A 16,168-nucleotide genomic window follows, 5' to 3' on the forward strand; every position below is an offset into this window, starting at 1 on the left:
TGGATTTCATTGGTATTAATTGGATTTACTTGGTCACAAAGTTGACAAGCCGACCCGGCACAAGGATTTCCTTGATGACATTGTCGGGAGAAAGGTCAGCCGCATCGCGGGCAGCTTGGAGTATCGTGTCATCATCTGCATCAACTGGTACTTGAATTACCGTCTTCTTCTTGCCCTTAATTTGGATCACAATCGTGATCTCATCATCGATGAGGGCGGACTCGTCAACCGCTGGCCAAGGCTCAAACGTGAGGCTCTCTGTGTGGCCAAACCGTTCCCACAACTCCTCTGCCACGTGTGGCGCCCAAGGACTCAAGATACGCACAAAGATCTCAGCATCATCACGTGATGGAGTGTCTGGACCACAGACATTCACAAACTCCATCATCTTGGCAATGGGCGTATTAAAGCGAAGTTCTTCGATACCCGCCCCGGCTTCTTTGACCGCGACATGGAGGGCTTTACGTGCTGCCGGTTTGGTTTGTGACGCGAAGGGCCGCACTTCACCGGTTTCATCGTTGATAAACAGACGCCACACCCGCTGTAAAAAGCGCAGCACCCCGTCACAACCAGACGTAGACCACACCTTCACCTGGTCGAGCGGGCCCATGAACATTTCATAGATCCGCAGTGCATCGGCGCCGTGGCTGGCCACGATGTCCATAGGGTCAACGGCATTATTAAGGCTTTTCCCCATCTTTCCGGACTTCTCTTCAACCGGCACCCGCTTGCCGTGCTCATCCGTTGCATACCACGTCGTTACCACGGGTTGTTGCGTCCAAGGACTCACCATCTCAAAGGGTTCATCTTGGAGATTCACCACATCATTAGGGTGATGATATTTGCCATTGCGTTCACGGTAGGCGTTCGCCAGAATCATCCCTTGGTTAAATAGCCGAGTAAAGGGTTCACGGACAGACACTAGCCCTAAATCATGGAAGACATGGTTCCAGAATCGCGCATACAGCAAGTGCAAAACAGCATGTTCTACCCCACCGATATAGAGGTCCACTGCCTGCCAATACTCCGTCGCTTCGTTACTCCAAGCAGCCTTATCATTGTGTGGGTCCATGTACCGCAACCAGTACCAGCAGCTACCAGCCCACTGGGGCATCGTATTCGTTTCACGTTTCCAGGTTTTACCGTCAATAGTGACGTTCACCCATTCAGTAGCACGCGCAAGAGGTGGTTCACCAGCATCAGTTGGACGGTATTCATCAACATGGGGCAATTCAACCGGAAGGGCATCATCAGGCACAGTCACAATTTCCCCATTTGGCCCATGCAAAATGGGGAATGGTTCACCCCAATACCGTTGGCGACTAAAGAGCCAATCCCGAAGCCGGTAATTGGTCTGTGCTTCACCGATACCTTCAGCCACGAGGTAATCGGTAATCGCCTGCTTCGCTTCTTCTTGGCCAAGACCATCAAATTGGCCACTATTGACCGTGGTTTGGGTCTCCGTTGCGAGGAATACCCCAGCACCAATATCAAACCCCTCTGGCAAGGTGTACGCACTTTCAATAGGCAGCCCGTGCACTGTAGCAAAGTCATGGTCGCGCTCATCATGACCAGGTACAGCCATAATTGCACCCGTGCCGTACCCGGCCAACACATAGTCCGCAACCCATACGGGTACCTTGCGCCCATTCAACGGATTGATGGCATAGGCCCCTGTAAAGACTCCAGTTTTATCCTTCTCCCCTACCTGACGATCACGCTCACTTTTAGCCGCAGCAGCGTCAACGTAGGTAGTCACGACCTCACGCTGGTCATCAGTCGTAATCGCAGCAACGAGTTCGTGCTCTGGCGCCAACACACAATAGGTTGCCGCCCCAAGGGTGTCTGGCCGTGTGGTAAACACGTCAAAGGTCAAATCGTCGTGTCCATCAATCACAAAGGAAAGCTGCGCGCCAGTGGATTTTCCAATCCATGCACGCTGCATGTCTTTAAGCCCTTCTGGCCAATCTAGGGATGGGTCATCAAGCCCTTCCAGCAAACTCTCGGCATAGTCGGTAATCCGCAACATCCACTGGCGCATATAGCGACGTTCCACAGGGTCACCGGTTTCAACGTACCGATTATCAACAACTTCCTCATTGGCCAATACGGTGCCTTGCGCCTCGCACCACCACACGGGTACCTCAGCTAGGTACGCTAATCCACGTTCAAAGAACAACGTAAAAAGCCATTGCGTCCAGTGGTAATAGTCCACGTCACAGGTAACTACTTCACGGTTCCAGTCAAAACTGAACCCAAGTGACTTCACCTGTGTACGGAAATACTCCATCCGTTCACGAGTAATGCCCTCAGGGTGACGGCCTTCGCGCTGAGCCGCACGCTCGGCAGGTAAGCCAAAGGCATCAAACCCAAAGGGATTAAGCACGTTAAACCCTTGCATCCGCTTATACCGACTCACAATATCGATGGCCGTGTAACTCTCTGGGTGGCCAACATGAAGCCCAGTACCCGATGGATAAGGGAACATACACAAGGCGTAATACTTGGGTTTGTCACTATCATTATGGGCGGCAAACACGTTTTCTCGTTCCCAACGGGCTTGCCATTTAGGTTCAATTGTGTTCGGTAAATAGCGGTGTGCAGGGGCGTCGCTCATCGTGGTTCTCCTTCGGTTGGCACTACAGTAATCGTCAGGTACGGATCAGACGATGACGACCCCAACATCTGCGATTTTTCCTTGGGGCGTAAAGGTAATCGTGACACTTTCTGGTTTTCCATCTGGCCCAGATGGTGGCACTGTTGCCAGCACAACCTCATCAACACCCGTCGTAGGGATACGTGCATCAGCCATGAGGTCAACGGTGGCGCGACGATGGTCAATAGGCACCATAGCAATTGCGGTGGTCAGTGCGTTCGCTAACTCATGGGCTTTGGGTGCAGGGAGGGTGACATCACTCATTAATACATAGATTGCACGGTGGTCGATAGGAACACGGTAGAGCACGTCAGCTAGCCCCCAGCCACGGGCAATCGCAGCCACCACATAAGGTTGAATATCGTCGAGATGCCAAATAGCTTCGCCAAACTCTGGGAGTAGTTCTCGTTTCCCCATATCACGCAAGGCTCTGGCGGTAATTGTGAGTTCCTCAGGGAAGGGCTGGCCGTCAGCCCACGCCCAAACCCAAGCATGTGCCTCGGTATCGGTGGTCCCAACGATCTGTATGGGCCACTGCTTGTCTCCAAATTGGATACGCCCGTCATCAAGGTCGAGTATCCCTGGGGTATCTCCCACCAGACGAACAAAACGTTCTCCCCTCGCCAAGGTTGCAGGGAGGTGGGTACCAGCCAAATCGAGTACACGGCTCATGAACAATCCTTTACGGGTGCCAACACAGACCTCCAACTTAGTGATACGTGCACCACGCTGTCATCACCTGAGCAAGAGGAGCCATAGGACCGTCATGACCGTGGGCATACCCAGCCTTGCACCAAGATGAGGGTGAGCCAATCGGCTCACCCTCATCACGAGCCGTATCGGGCTCCGTGGTTGACGTATTAGCTACGCCATTTAGATGTCTTCTGGAACCATTGAAATCGCGCCACACGGGCATTCTGCGGCGCAGATGCCACAGCCCTTGCAGTAGTCATACTTGAACTCATATGAACCAGGCTTCAACTTGGTGATGGCATTGTCGGGGCACACCCCAAAGCAGTTATCACAGCCGAAGCAGTTACCACAGCTCATGCAGCGGCGAGCCTCAAATAAGGCGCTTTCTTCGTCTAGACCGATGACAACCTCATCAAAGGTGGATGAACGACGTGCCGCTTCAAGCTTCTTGCGTACCTGCTGAGGCGCATCGGCGTAGTACCACGTTGTCATCCGGTCCAAGCTGGCATCACCGGGCTTGGGTGCCCCTGGATAGGGGTCACCGACTAACCAACCGTTGATATAGCGTGCCGCTTTCTTCCCGTGCCCAATGGCTACGGTCACCGTACGTTCACTCGGTACCATATCGCCACCAGCAAACACCCCGTCCATCCCCGTCATCATGGCATCGTTAACCTCAACGACACCCTTATTAATGATGATTTCTGGTTCATTTTCAATCAGGCTCAAGTCAGAGTCTTGACCGAGGGCCAGGACCACTGAATCAGCCTCAAGGGTTTCGTACTCACCCGTTGGCTGGGGGAAGCCCGTTTCATCTAACTCCATTTTTTCGATCACGAGCTTCTCATCCTCAACGTTCTTAATCGTTGAGAGCCAGCGCATCATGATGCCTTCTTCTTCGGCCTCAGCCACTTCAAAATCGTGGGCCGGCATACGGTCGCGGGTACGACGATAAATAATCACGGCTTCTTCAGCACCCAAACGCTTCGCCGTACGCGCGGCATCAATGGCCGTATTACCGCCACCATAGATGGCAACGCGTCGGCCCAGGAGCGGTTTCTCTCCGGCTTCCATATCATGCAGCACGTTCACCGCGTCCATCACCTTGGCCGCCCCTGCGGCAGGAATGTGGGCGTTGCGACCAATATGGGCACCAACGGCCAAGAATACGGCATCAAAGTCCTTTTTGACTTCCTTGATATTCGTGACCTTGGAATCAAACTCGAACTTGACGCCAAGGTTCTCGATGCGTTTGATCTCGGCGTCGAGGATATGTCGAGGTAGACGATAAGCCGGAATACCGAACCGCATCATCCCACCCGCCATTGGACCGGCGTCTCGCACGGTGACATCGTGACCAAATAAGCGCAGGTGATACGCCGCGCTCAGTCCGGAAGGACCAGCACCAACAATTAGTACCTTTTGGCCTGTTTCAGTTTTGGGGCCTTCAACAGTCCAGCCTTCTTCAATGGCTTTGTCGCCTAGGAAACGTTCAATGGCGTTAATCCCGACCGCTTCATCCACTTGCACCCGGTTACATGCAGTTTGACATGGGTGATAACACACCCGTCCCATACAGGCAGGTAACGGGTTATCTTTCATGATTTGGCGCCAAGCGCCCTCATAATCACCTTCTTCAGCATGGAATAACCATTCTTGGATATTCTCACCGGCTGGGCAGGCTTTATTACAGGGTGGAAGAAGATCAACGTAAACGGGGCGTTCGGTACGCCATGATCCGGTTTCGTTTGCCAGTGATGACCCGACTTGCAGGGTGATCGCAAACGGGTTCTGTGCATTTGGTTGAATTTGATCAGTACTCATCGCGGTCTCCGTTAATTCGCTGCCGGCGTGTTGACGGCGCCAACACTGTCACGGACCATTTCGGCAAAAGCGGCGCTAAAGCGCCCTTCAGGGTCGGCCTTGGCATTCATAAAGAGGTCACGCAGGTCGTCGTCCAACAGCTCAGGGTCAACGAGTCCGTAGCGACGCATATTGCGTGCAGCCATTTCTTGAATACGACGGGCATCTTCTCCGTCGGGGCCTTGCTTTACCACGTGGGCAAACCGGCGCTGAGTCTTCAAATATTCCATGACAGGAATGGGGCGGCGAATCTTGGCCACTGAGGTCACTTCACCGGCTTCTGCTTCGTACACGGGGAAAATACCGGTCTGTGTGGCCAGACGAGCAATTTTGATCGTATCTTTAGCCGCAGATCCCCACCCAAGTGGGCACGTCACCAACACGTGGATATAGCGGGCGCCACGAATCTTCATGGCCTTTTCAACTTTGTATTCCAAGTCACGTAGGTCAGCAACGGTGGCGGTGGCGACGTAGGGAATCTCATGGGCCATCGCAATACGAGCCATATCTTTACCCTGGCCAAAGTTATTGCCAGGACGTGCACCTACTGGCTGGGTGGTTGCCGTCCGCGCCGTTGGTGGTGTTGCCCCCGAGCGCTGCACACCCGTATTCATATAGGCCTCGTTGTCATAGCAGATGTAGAGCACATCGTCATTACGTTCGAACATGCCAGACAAGCAGCCCATGCCGATGTCAACGGTGCCACCATCACCACCTTGGGCGACCACGCGAATATCTGTCCGGCCCTTCGCTTTGAGTGCTGCGGCAACTCCACTAGCAACGGCTGGCGCATTACCAAACAGGCTGTGTAACCAAGGCAAGGTCCACGCTGATTCAGGATAAGGGGTTGAGAATACTTCTAGGCAGCCAGTGGCATTGATGGCAACCGTATTCCCACCGGTTGCCGCCATCGCGGTATCTAGGGCATAGCGAGCCCCGAGCGCCTCACCGCAACCTTGGCATGCACGGTGCCCTGACGTTAACGAGTTATATCGGTTGGGGTCTGACTGCACACTGCGGTGTTCTTCATTCGCAAGGCGATTACCAACGGCGAATGATCCAACCTGGTAAAAACGAACTTCGCTGCGCGCAGGAATCGGTGTTTCTACTGCATTGGCAATGGGTAGTGAAGACATCTGTTCCTCCTATTCACTGTGGCTAGCTAATTCGGCGGCCACAGCAATTTCGGTGCGCTCATTGACGTGACGTAACAAGTTTTCTGCCACAGGACCTGAGCGTCGCATTTGATCTTCTCGTGCCAATTCACGATCAATCAACTCATGATCAAGGTCCAAGAAGGTTTGTTCATCAGCTTCATGGGCTGCCACGGCATCAAAGTAGGTATTCAAACTCGTCTTGGTGATATTGCGTCCCCCCAACCCGGCTATCAGTTCGTAAACGTCCATACCGATGCCGCGAACCGCTGAGCGAACATGGGATGAAACGATGCCACCAATACCCACACTGAACGCCTTCTCTAACACAATCACGGTCTTGGCATGGGCCAACGCCTCACGGACTCGCCGTTGTGGGAACGGGCGGAAGCTCACGATGCCCAACACACCGATCTTTTCGCCGTTGGCACGACGCTGGTCAACAACATCTTTGATTGTTCCCAATACTGACCCAAGCGCAACCACAATCGTGTCGGCATCTTCAGTCATGTATTCGCGAATGAGGCCACCAGACTCACGTCCAAAGATCGATTTGAACTCTTCTTTAGTTTGTTCAATGAGCTCAAGGGCTTTCAACTGCTTATGGTGGGCAAGATAGCGAACCTCAGTAAATGCCTCCGGCCCTACCATGGCGCCGATAGATACAGGATTCTCGGGGTCGAGAACTTGGCGTGGCTCATACGGAGGTAAGAAGTTGTCAACTTCTTCTTTTGTGGGAATGTCAACCTGCTCTACGGCATGGGTCAAAATAAACCCATCCATACAAACCATGATCGGAATGGACAATTCCTCAGCGATACGGAACGCCTGAATATGCAGGTCTACCGCTTCTTGGTTGTCCTCGGCATAGAGCTGTAACCACCCGGAGTCACGCTGACTCATTGAATCAGTATGGTCATTCCAAATATTAATTGGAGCCCCTAACGCGCGGTTTGCTACCGTCATCACGATCGGTAGCCCAAGCCCGGCTGCGTTATACACCGCTTCAACCATGAATAATAATCCTTGGCTTGCCGTAGCAGTATAGGAGCGTGCACCCATGGCGCTTGCCCCAATAGAAGCACTCATCGCCCCAAATTCAGATTCAACATTGATGTATTCACACCCGGTCATGTCGCCTGATTTCACCATGGCGCTCAATGCTTCAACGATGTGGGTTTGGGGACTAATCGGGTAGGCAGCGATCACCTCAGGTCGACAGGCTGCTACCCCTTTTGCAATTGCTTGACTACCTTCAATTTGTTCCAACACTGGCCGGCTCCTTTTGGCTTAATACAAGTTCGTATGCGGCGGTAGCCGCCTTCACGTTCGCCTCGCCTACCTTGCCCGGGAACTTGTCTCTGATAGCAGCACTTACGCTTTCCAGTCGGACCAAGTTAGTGAGTGCAGCCATCCCGCCTAACAACACTGCGTTAGGAACAGGACGACCGACGTATTCCTTTGCCATATCAGTGGCTGGCATCGACCGGATATGTCCTGGGGGGAAGGCGTCTACAAGGTCACTGAGTCCGAGGGTACGAAGACGCTTAGCGCTATTGACAAGTGCATAGCCACCCGGCCTCAACCCCGAAAACGGGTTCATGATTGCCAATAGTGTTGGATCTTGAACGATGATGATGTCGGGCTCCATCACAGGTTCGCGTGATCGGATGGCCGTTTCTTCAATGCGGCAATACGACACAACCGGAGCACCCATGCGTTCAGACCCAAAGCTGGGAAACGCCTGGGCGTGGTGCCCATCTTTAAATGCGGCGTAGGCCAAGAGGTCAGCCGCAGTTACGACCCCTTGCCCACCTCTTCCGTGGATACGTACCTCTGTCATAAATGCAAGGTACGAGGTGAATGGCAAAACAGACCATTCTAAATCAGTTTTTTACTGCCTTAACGGTTGACTAGTCCATTAATGAGGACCTTAGGCCACTGCCTCACGGCCCAAGAGGGCCTTAAGTTCACTCACAAGGGCCGTACTTCGATCAATATGTAACTGAACAGGTAAATAAAGGTTACTTACCCTTCCTTTTTGGTCATCAATAATCACAGAGACTTTTGTTGCACCAGCCGATGACTCTAAAATTTCTTTTAATCGATTAAGCAGTTCAGGTACACACTGCCCAGGATGTAATCGGATAGTGAGCGGTGCCGCCCCAACCGCACTTAAATCGGGTGATGTGACCGTATCTACGATGACTTGTGGTGGATCCTCATCTTTTAATCGCCCATTAATGACCACAATGGCGTCATCGTGTAGTAAGTCGGCATAGCGATTGTAGGCCTGCGGGAAGAACGTGATATCTAAGCGCCCGGCAAAGTCCTCAATCTGGGCCACCACATAGGAGTCACCCTTCTTTGTGAATCGCTTCGTGACTCCGCTCAATAATCCGGCAATCGTCACTTCCGTTCCTTGAAAGCGATTTCGTCCATTAGCTTGATCATTCGACCCATGTTCTCGCCGATGACTGGCGTCATCGATGAGTTGGGGAATAGGCGCGGTAGAAAGCGGTTCTAACACCCGCTCGTACCCCTTGAGCGGATGATCGGACACAAAGAGCCCAAGCATCTCTTTTTCCGCCACGAGTTTGTCATTTCGGTCGTATTCAACCTGAGGAATATCCACACGATTGGCGTGTGTATCTTCAGCCGTTTCAGCCGTTTCATCGAATAGGTCAAACAGGCTGTACTCCCCCTGATCCTCGCGCTTTCGTGTCGCCAAAGCCTCGTCCACAATCTGGTCAATGACCATCGCCAAACCTTTGCGGGGATGCCCTAAGGATTCGAATGCTCCAGCCCGAGCCAAACTCTCAACAAGGCGCTTATTTAATACCCCGGTATCAACTCGAGAAACAAAGTCATAGATATCTACAAATGGGCCGTTAGCTTCACGTTCTTCAATAATTTGCTCGCAAACATGTTCACCAACATTTCGAACTGCACTCAATCCAAAACGAATCTGTTTCGTTGATCCATCTCCGACTGGTGAAAAGTTTACTAACGATTCATTTATATCAGGAACCAGTACCTCTATACCCATCGTTTTCGTGGAATATAAAGCAGCAGGTAATTTATCTTTATTATTCTTAACACTTGTCAATAATGCTGCCATGTATTGAACGGGATAATTAGCTTTCAACCAGGCAGTTTGATAGGTTACGACTCCGTAGGCTGCTGAGTGGGATTTGTTGAATGCGTATTTTGCAAAGCCTTCAATTTCATTCCAAAGTCGTTCGCCGAGAGATAGCTCATAGCCATTATTAACCGTTCCTTCCAGGAAGGAATCCTTAATTTCAGCCATCTTGTCGAGGAGTTTTTTCCCGATGGCTTTACGAATACCGTCAGCCTGACCCAAGGAAAACCCGGCAATCTTTTGGGCGATCAACTGCACCTGTTCTTGATAGATCAACAGGCCATAGCTTTCACCCAGAATCTCACTCAAATCATCATGGGCATAGGTCACCGGACTCAGCCCGTTTTTGCGTCGGGCGTACTCATTGTGCAGATCGGCGCTCATGGGACCAGGGCGGTACAGCGCACCCAGGGCGGTGATATCGCCAAATCGGTCAGGTTTCATTGACCGGCACAGCGCCTTGTACCCGGCAGATTCCAACTGAAACACGCCGTCCGTATCACCACGCGCTAAAAGCGCATAGGTCTTGGGGTCTTTGAGGTCCAGCTCATCAAGATCGATGACTTGCCCTGTGGTGGCCTCAATATGGGCAACGGCATCGCTAATCACCGTCAGGTTACGTAGGCCCAAGAAATCCATTTTGAGCAGGCCAAGTGCTTCAATCTGGCCACCGTCATATTGGGTGACTGTTTCGCCTTCACCCTTGACTTTCAGGGTTGGGACCACATCGGTGATCGGTTCGTCTGCAATCACCACACCAGCGGCGTGAATCGAATGCTGACGACGCAAACCTTCTAACCCGCGGGCGAGACCGAGTACACGACGTGCATCGGGACTATTCGCTTCCTCTTCCTTGAGTTCCCCACTTTGTTCAATCGCATCATTTAACGCGATATTGATGTCGCCAGTTGGGAACATCTTGACGAGCTTGTCCCCAAAGGCATAAGGCAACCCGAGGACCCGGGCCGCATCCTTAATGGCTTGTTTCGCTTTAATCGTCTGGTACGTCACGATCTGCGCGACATGGTCAGCCCCATACTTATTGGCGGTATAGGTAATCATGTCCCCACGGCGACGTTCGTCAAAGTCCATATCAATATCTGGCATGGACACCCGTTCCGGGTTTAAGAACCGTTCAAACAGCAAGCCGTGAGCTAACGGGTCAAGGTTCGTGATACCCGTGCAATAGGACACGGCACACCCTGCCGCTGACCCACGACCCGGCCCAACCCGAATACCGGTCTTACGGGCATAGTCAATCAGGTCACTCACAATCAAGAAGTAGGCAGAAAAGCCCATATTCTCAATAACCCCTAGCTCAAATTCGAGCCGTTCGCGTACATCTTCCCTGAGCTGTTCATAGGATGTGGCGCCCGTTTCATCGCCATAGCGTTCAAGGGCACCAATAGTGACTTTATGGCGAAGAAACTCACGCTCACTCATCCCATCAGGACACTCAAACTTTGGCAAGTGCCGTTCACCATAGCCAAGAGTCACCGAACAGCGTTCATTGATTTCGAGCGTATTCTTCCATGTCTCCGGTAAGTCAGGGAATAGTGCTTTCATCTCTTCAGCACTCTTGACATAGAACTGATCGTTATGAAACTTAAAGCGATTCGTCTCGCTCTTGAGTGAGTTGGTTTGGATGCACAACAATCCGTCATGCGTTTCATAGTCACTCTGATAGGTGTAGTGGCTATCGTTCGTAACGACAAGGGGAATCTGGAGATCCTTAGCCATCGCGATGAGCTGTGGATTCGTTTCGTCTTGCTCTGGTATGCCGTGATCTTGAAGCTCTACGTAGTAGCGGTCGCCAAACACGTCACGGTACCAGGCCATAGACGCTTTCGCGCCCGCCGCATTGTTATTCAACAGCATCTGGTTCACTTCACCGCCCAGACACCCACTCAAAATGATGATGCCTTCTCGATAGCGTTCCAGTAATTCGCGGTCAACCCTTGGTTTACGCCAATACCCTTCGCTATAAGCCAGGGAGGATAACTTCATCAAGTTCTTATAGCCGACGTTATTCTCAGCGAGGGCCGTCAGATGGTAATACGGGGTCCCTGTCTTCCCTGGCACCGTTGTGGTGCGGTCAAAACGGCTTTCAGGTGCAAGATAAAGCTCACACCCTGCTATCCCATTAATTCCAACCTTGCCCGCGGCACCCAAGAACTCAGCGATGCCGAACATCACGCCGTGGTCAGTGAGGGCTACCCCAGGCATCCCCTGGTCAGCAACATGCTTGACAAGCTGACCTACCCGGCTTGCGCCATCAAGCATTGAGTATTCACTGTGAACATGGAGGTGAACAAAATCAGCAGCCATTGCACTCCTCTTACCCGACCGTAGCTGCCACGAGGCTAGCATTGTTGCGTTCAATCTGGACTTTCATACCTTGCTCCCTTACCCTTATTTCTAACAACGGCATTATCAATGGGCCATGCTCAAGAGCCATAGGGGAAGCGATGAATATCCTGATTGTTGTTGAATCTTTCTTTGGTAATACCCGCGAAATAGCCCAGGTTATTTCTTCAAGCCTTACTGAATTGGGTCATGCTGTAACGCTTCAAGAGATTAGTGATGCACCCTTGACGATCGCGGATGATATTGATGTCCTCGTCGTTGGGGCTCCCACCCATAACCGAGGTATGTCAACACCGCAGAGCCGGTTAAAAGCCTCTGAAGGGCAGCATAGTGAGGAAGAGCAGGGGGTTCGAGAATGGCTTACTTCTCTTACCTTCGCAGGTACTCCAGCTATTGCTGCCTTTGACACGGTGACCAGCCGAAGCTGGATAAATGGGTCTGCAGCAAAGAAGATCGCAAAGGTCCTCTCTGCACACGCACGAGGGAATAAAATCGCAATCAAGAGCTTCATTGTCCGTTCTGCTGCTGGCCCACTTGCACCTACCCAAACTATGGAAGCACAGTCTTGGGCATCATCTCTCGTCCAATAACCTCACCGCTTGATCGCATAGGTGGAGTCGGCCTTGTCCGGCTGCACCTATGCGATTGAATCGAGATTTAGACAAGCTTCCATCCTGAAGCTTGGCTACGCCGTTCCCAGAACCCTTGGTAAGGGCCGGGTTCTTGCACAAGCTGGTCGTGGGTGCCAACTTGCGCAATCGTGCCATTGGCATTCATTACAATGACTTGATCCGCCGCACGAATCGTGTCCAGTTTGTGAGCAATCACGACAAGGGTGGCATCGTTGCGTAGTGCCTCCATTGAGGCGACGATATTGGCTTCGTTTTCAGCGTCAAGGGCAGACGTTGCTTCATCGAATAACACGATTGGGGCGCGTTTTAACAACGCTCGGGCAACTGAAACACGCTGGCGTTCACCACCAGAGAGGCTTCGTCCACCCTCACCAACAAGGGTCTGATAGCCATCTGGTAGGCGCTCCACGATTTCTTCGACCCCGGCAAGGCGAGCTGCCCACAGGACATCCTCATCACTGGCATCTTCTCGCCCGACACGAATATTGGATTCAAGCGTGTCATCAAAGAGATACACATCTTGGAATACCATGGAAAGCTGGTCCATGAGGTCTTCTGTGGTTTGGTCACGGACATCGACTCCACCAACACCAATTGCGCCAGAATCAACGTCATAGAACCGTGAGATCAACCGCGCAATCGTGGTCTTACCACAGCCTGAAGGCCCCACAATGGCGGTCATTGATTTGGGGGGAACCATCAGTGATACCCCATTCAAGACTGGCTCATGTTGTTGATAACCGAAGTGCACATCTTTCAACGTGATACTGCCACGTGTCGTTGAAGGCTCACTGTGCTCAACCTGTGGCAGGGTTGGGGCGTCGAACAACTCATCAATCAAATCGAATATTGGGCGGCGGTCCTCAAGCCCGATGAGTGGCATTTGTACTTCGATGAGTAAATCGTAGAACCGAAGGCTCATCCCGATGTAGGCAATGCCTTCCACAGGACTGAACGTGCCAGAAAGGGTGAGCCACGTGGCGAGCACCACGAGTGTCACGATAATGATCTGGGTAAGTACGCCTGTGGAGACAAGCCCCGCAGTGGAGTACCACAAGTTCACCGTGCCTGCTTTTTGATTATCATCGACGGCTTGACGGAGCTGGGGATAGTCGGTACCCAATCCACAAGCGCGAATCGTGCCCTGGGAGGTGGCAAATTCAATGAGTCGAGCGGCAAGTTCTTCTTCGGTTGGTTCTGAAATCTCCTTACCCTTGCCATGACACCACTGGGCAAAAGCCATGAACCCAATCAGTACTGGGATAGATACGACAAAGGCAATCCCAAGGAGCCAGTTCCAAATAAACGATCCCACAATTAGCATGACGATGACCACTGCATTTTGAACGAGTGGCAACATGAAGTGCGCAGCCGTCTCACCGAGCATCAGGAGTTCCTTAGATACCAACCGTGAAAAGACCCCGGCGCTCTCAGCAGTGAACCAGCCCAATGGAATCTTGGCGATTTGCCTCCCCAAGGTGTTGTGCACATTGGTAGCGAGATCTAAAGCACCCCTGAACCCTGCAATCGCTAAGTTATATTCAACAATTGCAGCCAGTACGGTGAGTATGGCAATAGCGGCAATCCAACCCCAAAACGGTAAGCCCCACGCAGTACCACCATCAATCAATGTCGTGAGTGCGGGGAGGATGGTTAGCAAGGCAAGGCCTCGGATCACCCCATTGAGAGTCGCAAGGCGCACACCACGGTCAAAGTAGGCTAATCCTCTAGCTGAGAGTAGCCGTTTGAAGCGAAGAAGAAATGTTCGATCTGCAAGAAATGTATTCATAGCGCCGTCTCCCTATGCCATACCATTCATCGCCAATAGGGTTTGATAGTGCGGATTATCTAAAATCCGTTCGTGTGCCCCTTGGGCCACAATGCGACCACGCTCCAAGACCACAATCTGGTCAGCACCAGTGATAGCGCTGAGCCGATGGGCGATAACTAGGACCGTGCGGTCTTTGACCAGTGCATTCAATGCTTGTTGAATCTCAGCTTCGGAATCTGGATCGGTCGCAGCCGTCGCCTCATCCAAGATGAGAATGGGGGCATCAATGAGGAGTGCCCGCGCAATGGCGATGCGTTGTGCTTGTCCACCTGACACATTGGCATCTTGACCAATGACCGTTTCATAGCCTTTCGGGAACGCGGCTATTTCATCATGGATATATGCCGCACGTGCAGCAGATTCCACTTCTTCCTTGGTCGCGTGGGGCCGTCCCATCACGATGTTGTCATAAATCGTGGCTTGAATGAGTTGCGGGTCTTGAAGAACAAAGGCGACGTAGCGATACAAGTGATCTGGGTCGATGTCACGAATATCTACGCCCCCAATCGTCACCGAACCGGCGTCGGGGTCTGCAAAGCGGGCAACGAGCGTTGCCAACGTACTTTTGCCTGATCCAGACGGACCAATGAGGGCAGTTACGGTGCCAGCTTTAAGTTCTAAATCAATGTGTTCGAGGGCAACGGTGTCACCATAGGCAAAACTGACATCGTGGAATGCTACATCATAGGATGATGGTGTTTGTGGCACGCTCGGTGGCTCAAGAATCGGGGTGTCAAGGGTTTCTTGAATCCGTAGTGCGGCACCGCCCGCCATTTGATACGCCCAGGTACTCATGCCCACCGTCATGACCGCCATTGGGAGTAATAGGGCAATGAGGGTGGTTGCTAAGACCTGTACTGGGTTGACATAGCCGGCGTTCACCAGGAGTGCCCCACAACCAAGGTTGACCAGGAGCATCGCTGGTATGGATATAAACGTAATTGCGATGGCATTCCCTTTGAGCATCGGTTCGCACCAGGCGAGATAAAACGCTCCAAACTCATCTGCCGCCGTTTGATACTGAGCGTGCGCCCTTCCAACATGACCAAAGGCTTTCACTACAGAGATACCCGACACAAACTCAACCATGGTGGCCGATACTTTGGCCAAGCGGGTGTCCATTTCGGCTGTTTTTTCACCCATATCACGCATCATGTAGGCATACGCCGCCACAAAGACTGGGATGTTGAGAATGGCCACGATACCCAACCGCCAATCAATATAAAAGGCATACACCAATAGGGCGATTGGTTGGACAATCGCACTCGTCATTTCTACGGGTGCGTGCGCAATGAGGGTGTGAATTTGGGCGGCATCATCTTGGATAGCTTTACGTACCCGTCCAGAATTAATTGCCGTGAACCAGGCAAGCGGGGCACGACCAAGCCGGTCAAGCATCAGGGTGCGCAGGTATGACCTGAACTTCACATCAGCAAAGTGCGTGAGGCTGAGGGCGAATACATAGATCACGATGCGAAGTAAGAAACTGCCCAACAGAAGCCAGACGTTGCCCCAAAGTGCATCGCCGTCAATCGGCCCACCGGTTTGTTGGGCGGTGAAGAGAATCGACCCGATTTCAACAAGTGCAACATAAGGGGCGATGGCAAGGATCGCCGATATAAATGCCATCACCCGTCCAATACCCAACTCAATACGAATTGGGCCCGTGAGTGCATTTAAAGCTTTACGCCCCGCCTTGTCCTTGGCTTTATTATCCATCTCTGCCGGATCTACTCGCACAGGGGGTGACCCACCAAGGTTGTAGTTATTAGCTTGTGTAGATACTGATTGGGATTCCGTTGTACTGCTTGTCATGAGCAGCCTCCTTTC

The 16,168-nt window shown here is 52.1% G+C and carries 10 protein-coding genes; 1 reads left to right on the forward strand and 9 read right to left on the reverse strand.

All coding sequences use genetic code 11. The features are described from left to right. Positions 1 to 25: 25 nt before the first annotated feature. The 7 genes from leuS to dnaE form a co-directional block, all read right to left on the reverse strand. Positions 26 to 2,617, reverse strand: coding sequence for a leucine--tRNA ligase (gene leuS / locus VCU37_RS07070; RefSeq protein ID WP_336249932.1), 2,592 nt, complete (start codon positions 2,615 to 2,617; stop codon positions 26 to 28). Between the two features lie 45 nt (positions 2,618 to 2,662). Then, entirely contained in the window at positions 2,663 to 3,328 is a 666-nt protein-coding gene (locus tag VCU37_RS07075) for a DUF6882 domain-containing protein (protein ID WP_336249933.1), read from the reverse strand. Between the two features lie 201 nt (positions 3,329 to 3,529). After that, a complete protein-coding gene (locus VCU37_RS07080; RefSeq protein WP_336249934.1) occupies positions 3,530 to 5,173 on the reverse strand; it encodes an NAD(P)-binding protein in 1,644 nt (547 codons plus the stop codon). A gap of 11 nt (positions 5,174 to 5,184) precedes the next feature. Then, entirely contained in the window at positions 5,185 to 6,348 is a 1,164-nt protein-coding gene (locus VCU37_RS07085) for a thiamine pyrophosphate-dependent enzyme (RefSeq protein ID WP_336249935.1), read from the reverse strand. Positions 6,349 to 6,357: 9 nt separating this feature from the next. Beyond that, on the reverse strand, positions 6,358 to 7,638 hold the full coding sequence (gene porA / locus VCU37_RS07090; RefSeq protein WP_336249936.1) for a pyruvate ferredoxin oxidoreductase: 1,281 nt from the start codon (positions 7,636 to 7,638) through the stop codon (positions 6,358 to 6,360). Beyond that, the gene (locus tag VCU37_RS07095; protein ID WP_336249937.1) at positions 7,622 to 8,209 is read right to left on the reverse strand and encodes a 2-oxoacid:acceptor oxidoreductase family protein; all 588 of its coding nucleotides are present in this window, start codon (positions 8,207 to 8,209) and stop codon (positions 7,622 to 7,624) included. Before VCU37_RS07095 ends, porA begins: the two co-directional genes overlap by 17 nt. 90 nt (positions 8,210 to 8,299) lie before the next feature. Then, positions 8,300 to 11,836 carry a DNA polymerase III subunit alpha gene (gene dnaE / locus VCU37_RS07100; protein ID WP_336249938.1) on the reverse strand — a complete coding sequence of 1,179 codons (3,537 nt, stop codon included), beginning with the start codon at positions 11,834 to 11,836 and terminating at the stop codon, positions 8,300 to 8,302. Positions 11,837 to 11,976: 140 nt separating this feature from the next. Here dnaE and VCU37_RS07105 point away from each other — a divergent pair, with 140 nt between their 5' ends. Beyond that, positions 11,977 to 12,465, forward strand: a complete 489-nt coding sequence (locus VCU37_RS07105; protein ID WP_336249939.1) for a flavodoxin family protein — start codon at positions 11,977 to 11,979, stop codon at positions 12,463 to 12,465. Positions 12,466 to 12,532: 67 nt separating this feature from the next. Here the strand turns inward: VCU37_RS07105 and VCU37_RS07110 are convergent, their stop codons facing one another. Continuing rightward, a complete protein-coding gene (locus VCU37_RS07110) occupies positions 12,533 to 14,296 on the reverse strand; it encodes an ABC transporter ATP-binding protein (protein WP_336249940.1) in 1,764 nt (587 codons plus the stop codon). Between the two features lie 12 nt (positions 14,297 to 14,308). Then, on the reverse strand, positions 14,309 to 16,153 hold the full coding sequence (locus VCU37_RS07115; protein ID WP_336249941.1) for an ABC transporter ATP-binding protein: 1,845 nt from the start codon (positions 16,151 to 16,153) through the stop codon (positions 14,309 to 14,311). Positions 16,154 to 16,168: the final 15 nt, after the last annotated feature.

This window comes from Stomatohabitans albus, assembly GCF_036336025.1.
GTDB classification, from domain to species: domain Bacteria; phylum Actinomycetota; class Nitriliruptoria; order Euzebyales; family Euzebyaceae; genus Stomatohabitans; species Stomatohabitans albus.

Coding starts and splice junctions, on each gene's coding strand:
- leuS (WP_336249932.1), bottom strand. CDS start 2,617: ATGAGCGACGCCCCTGCACACCGCTATTTACCGAACACAATTGAACCT.
- VCU37_RS07075 (WP_336249933.1), bottom strand. CDS start 3,328: ATGAGCCGTGTACTCGATTTGGCTGGTACCCACCTCCCTGCAACCTTG.
- VCU37_RS07080 (WP_336249934.1), bottom strand. CDS start 5,173: ATGAGTACTGATCAAATTCAACCAAATGCACAGAACCCGTTTGCGATC.
- VCU37_RS07085 (WP_336249935.1), bottom strand. CDS start 6,348: ATGTCTTCACTACCCATTGCCAATGCAGTAGAAACACCGATTCCTGCG.
- VCU37_RS07095 (WP_336249937.1), bottom strand. CDS start 8,209: ATGACAGAGGTACGTATCCACGGAAGAGGTGGGCAAGGGGTCGTAACT.
- dnaE (WP_336249938.1), bottom strand. CDS start 11,836: ATGGCTGCTGATTTTGTTCACCTCCATGTTCACAGTGAATACTCAATG.
- VCU37_RS07105 (WP_336249939.1), top strand. CDS start 11,977: ATGAATATCCTGATTGTTGTTGAATCTTTCTTTGGTAATACCCGCGAA.
- VCU37_RS07110 (WP_336249940.1), bottom strand. CDS start 14,296: ATGAATACATTTCTTGCAGATCGAACATTTCTTCTTCGCTTCAAACGG.
- VCU37_RS07115 (WP_336249941.1), bottom strand. CDS start 16,153: ATGACAAGCAGTACAACGGAATCCCAATCAGTATCTACACAAGCTAAT.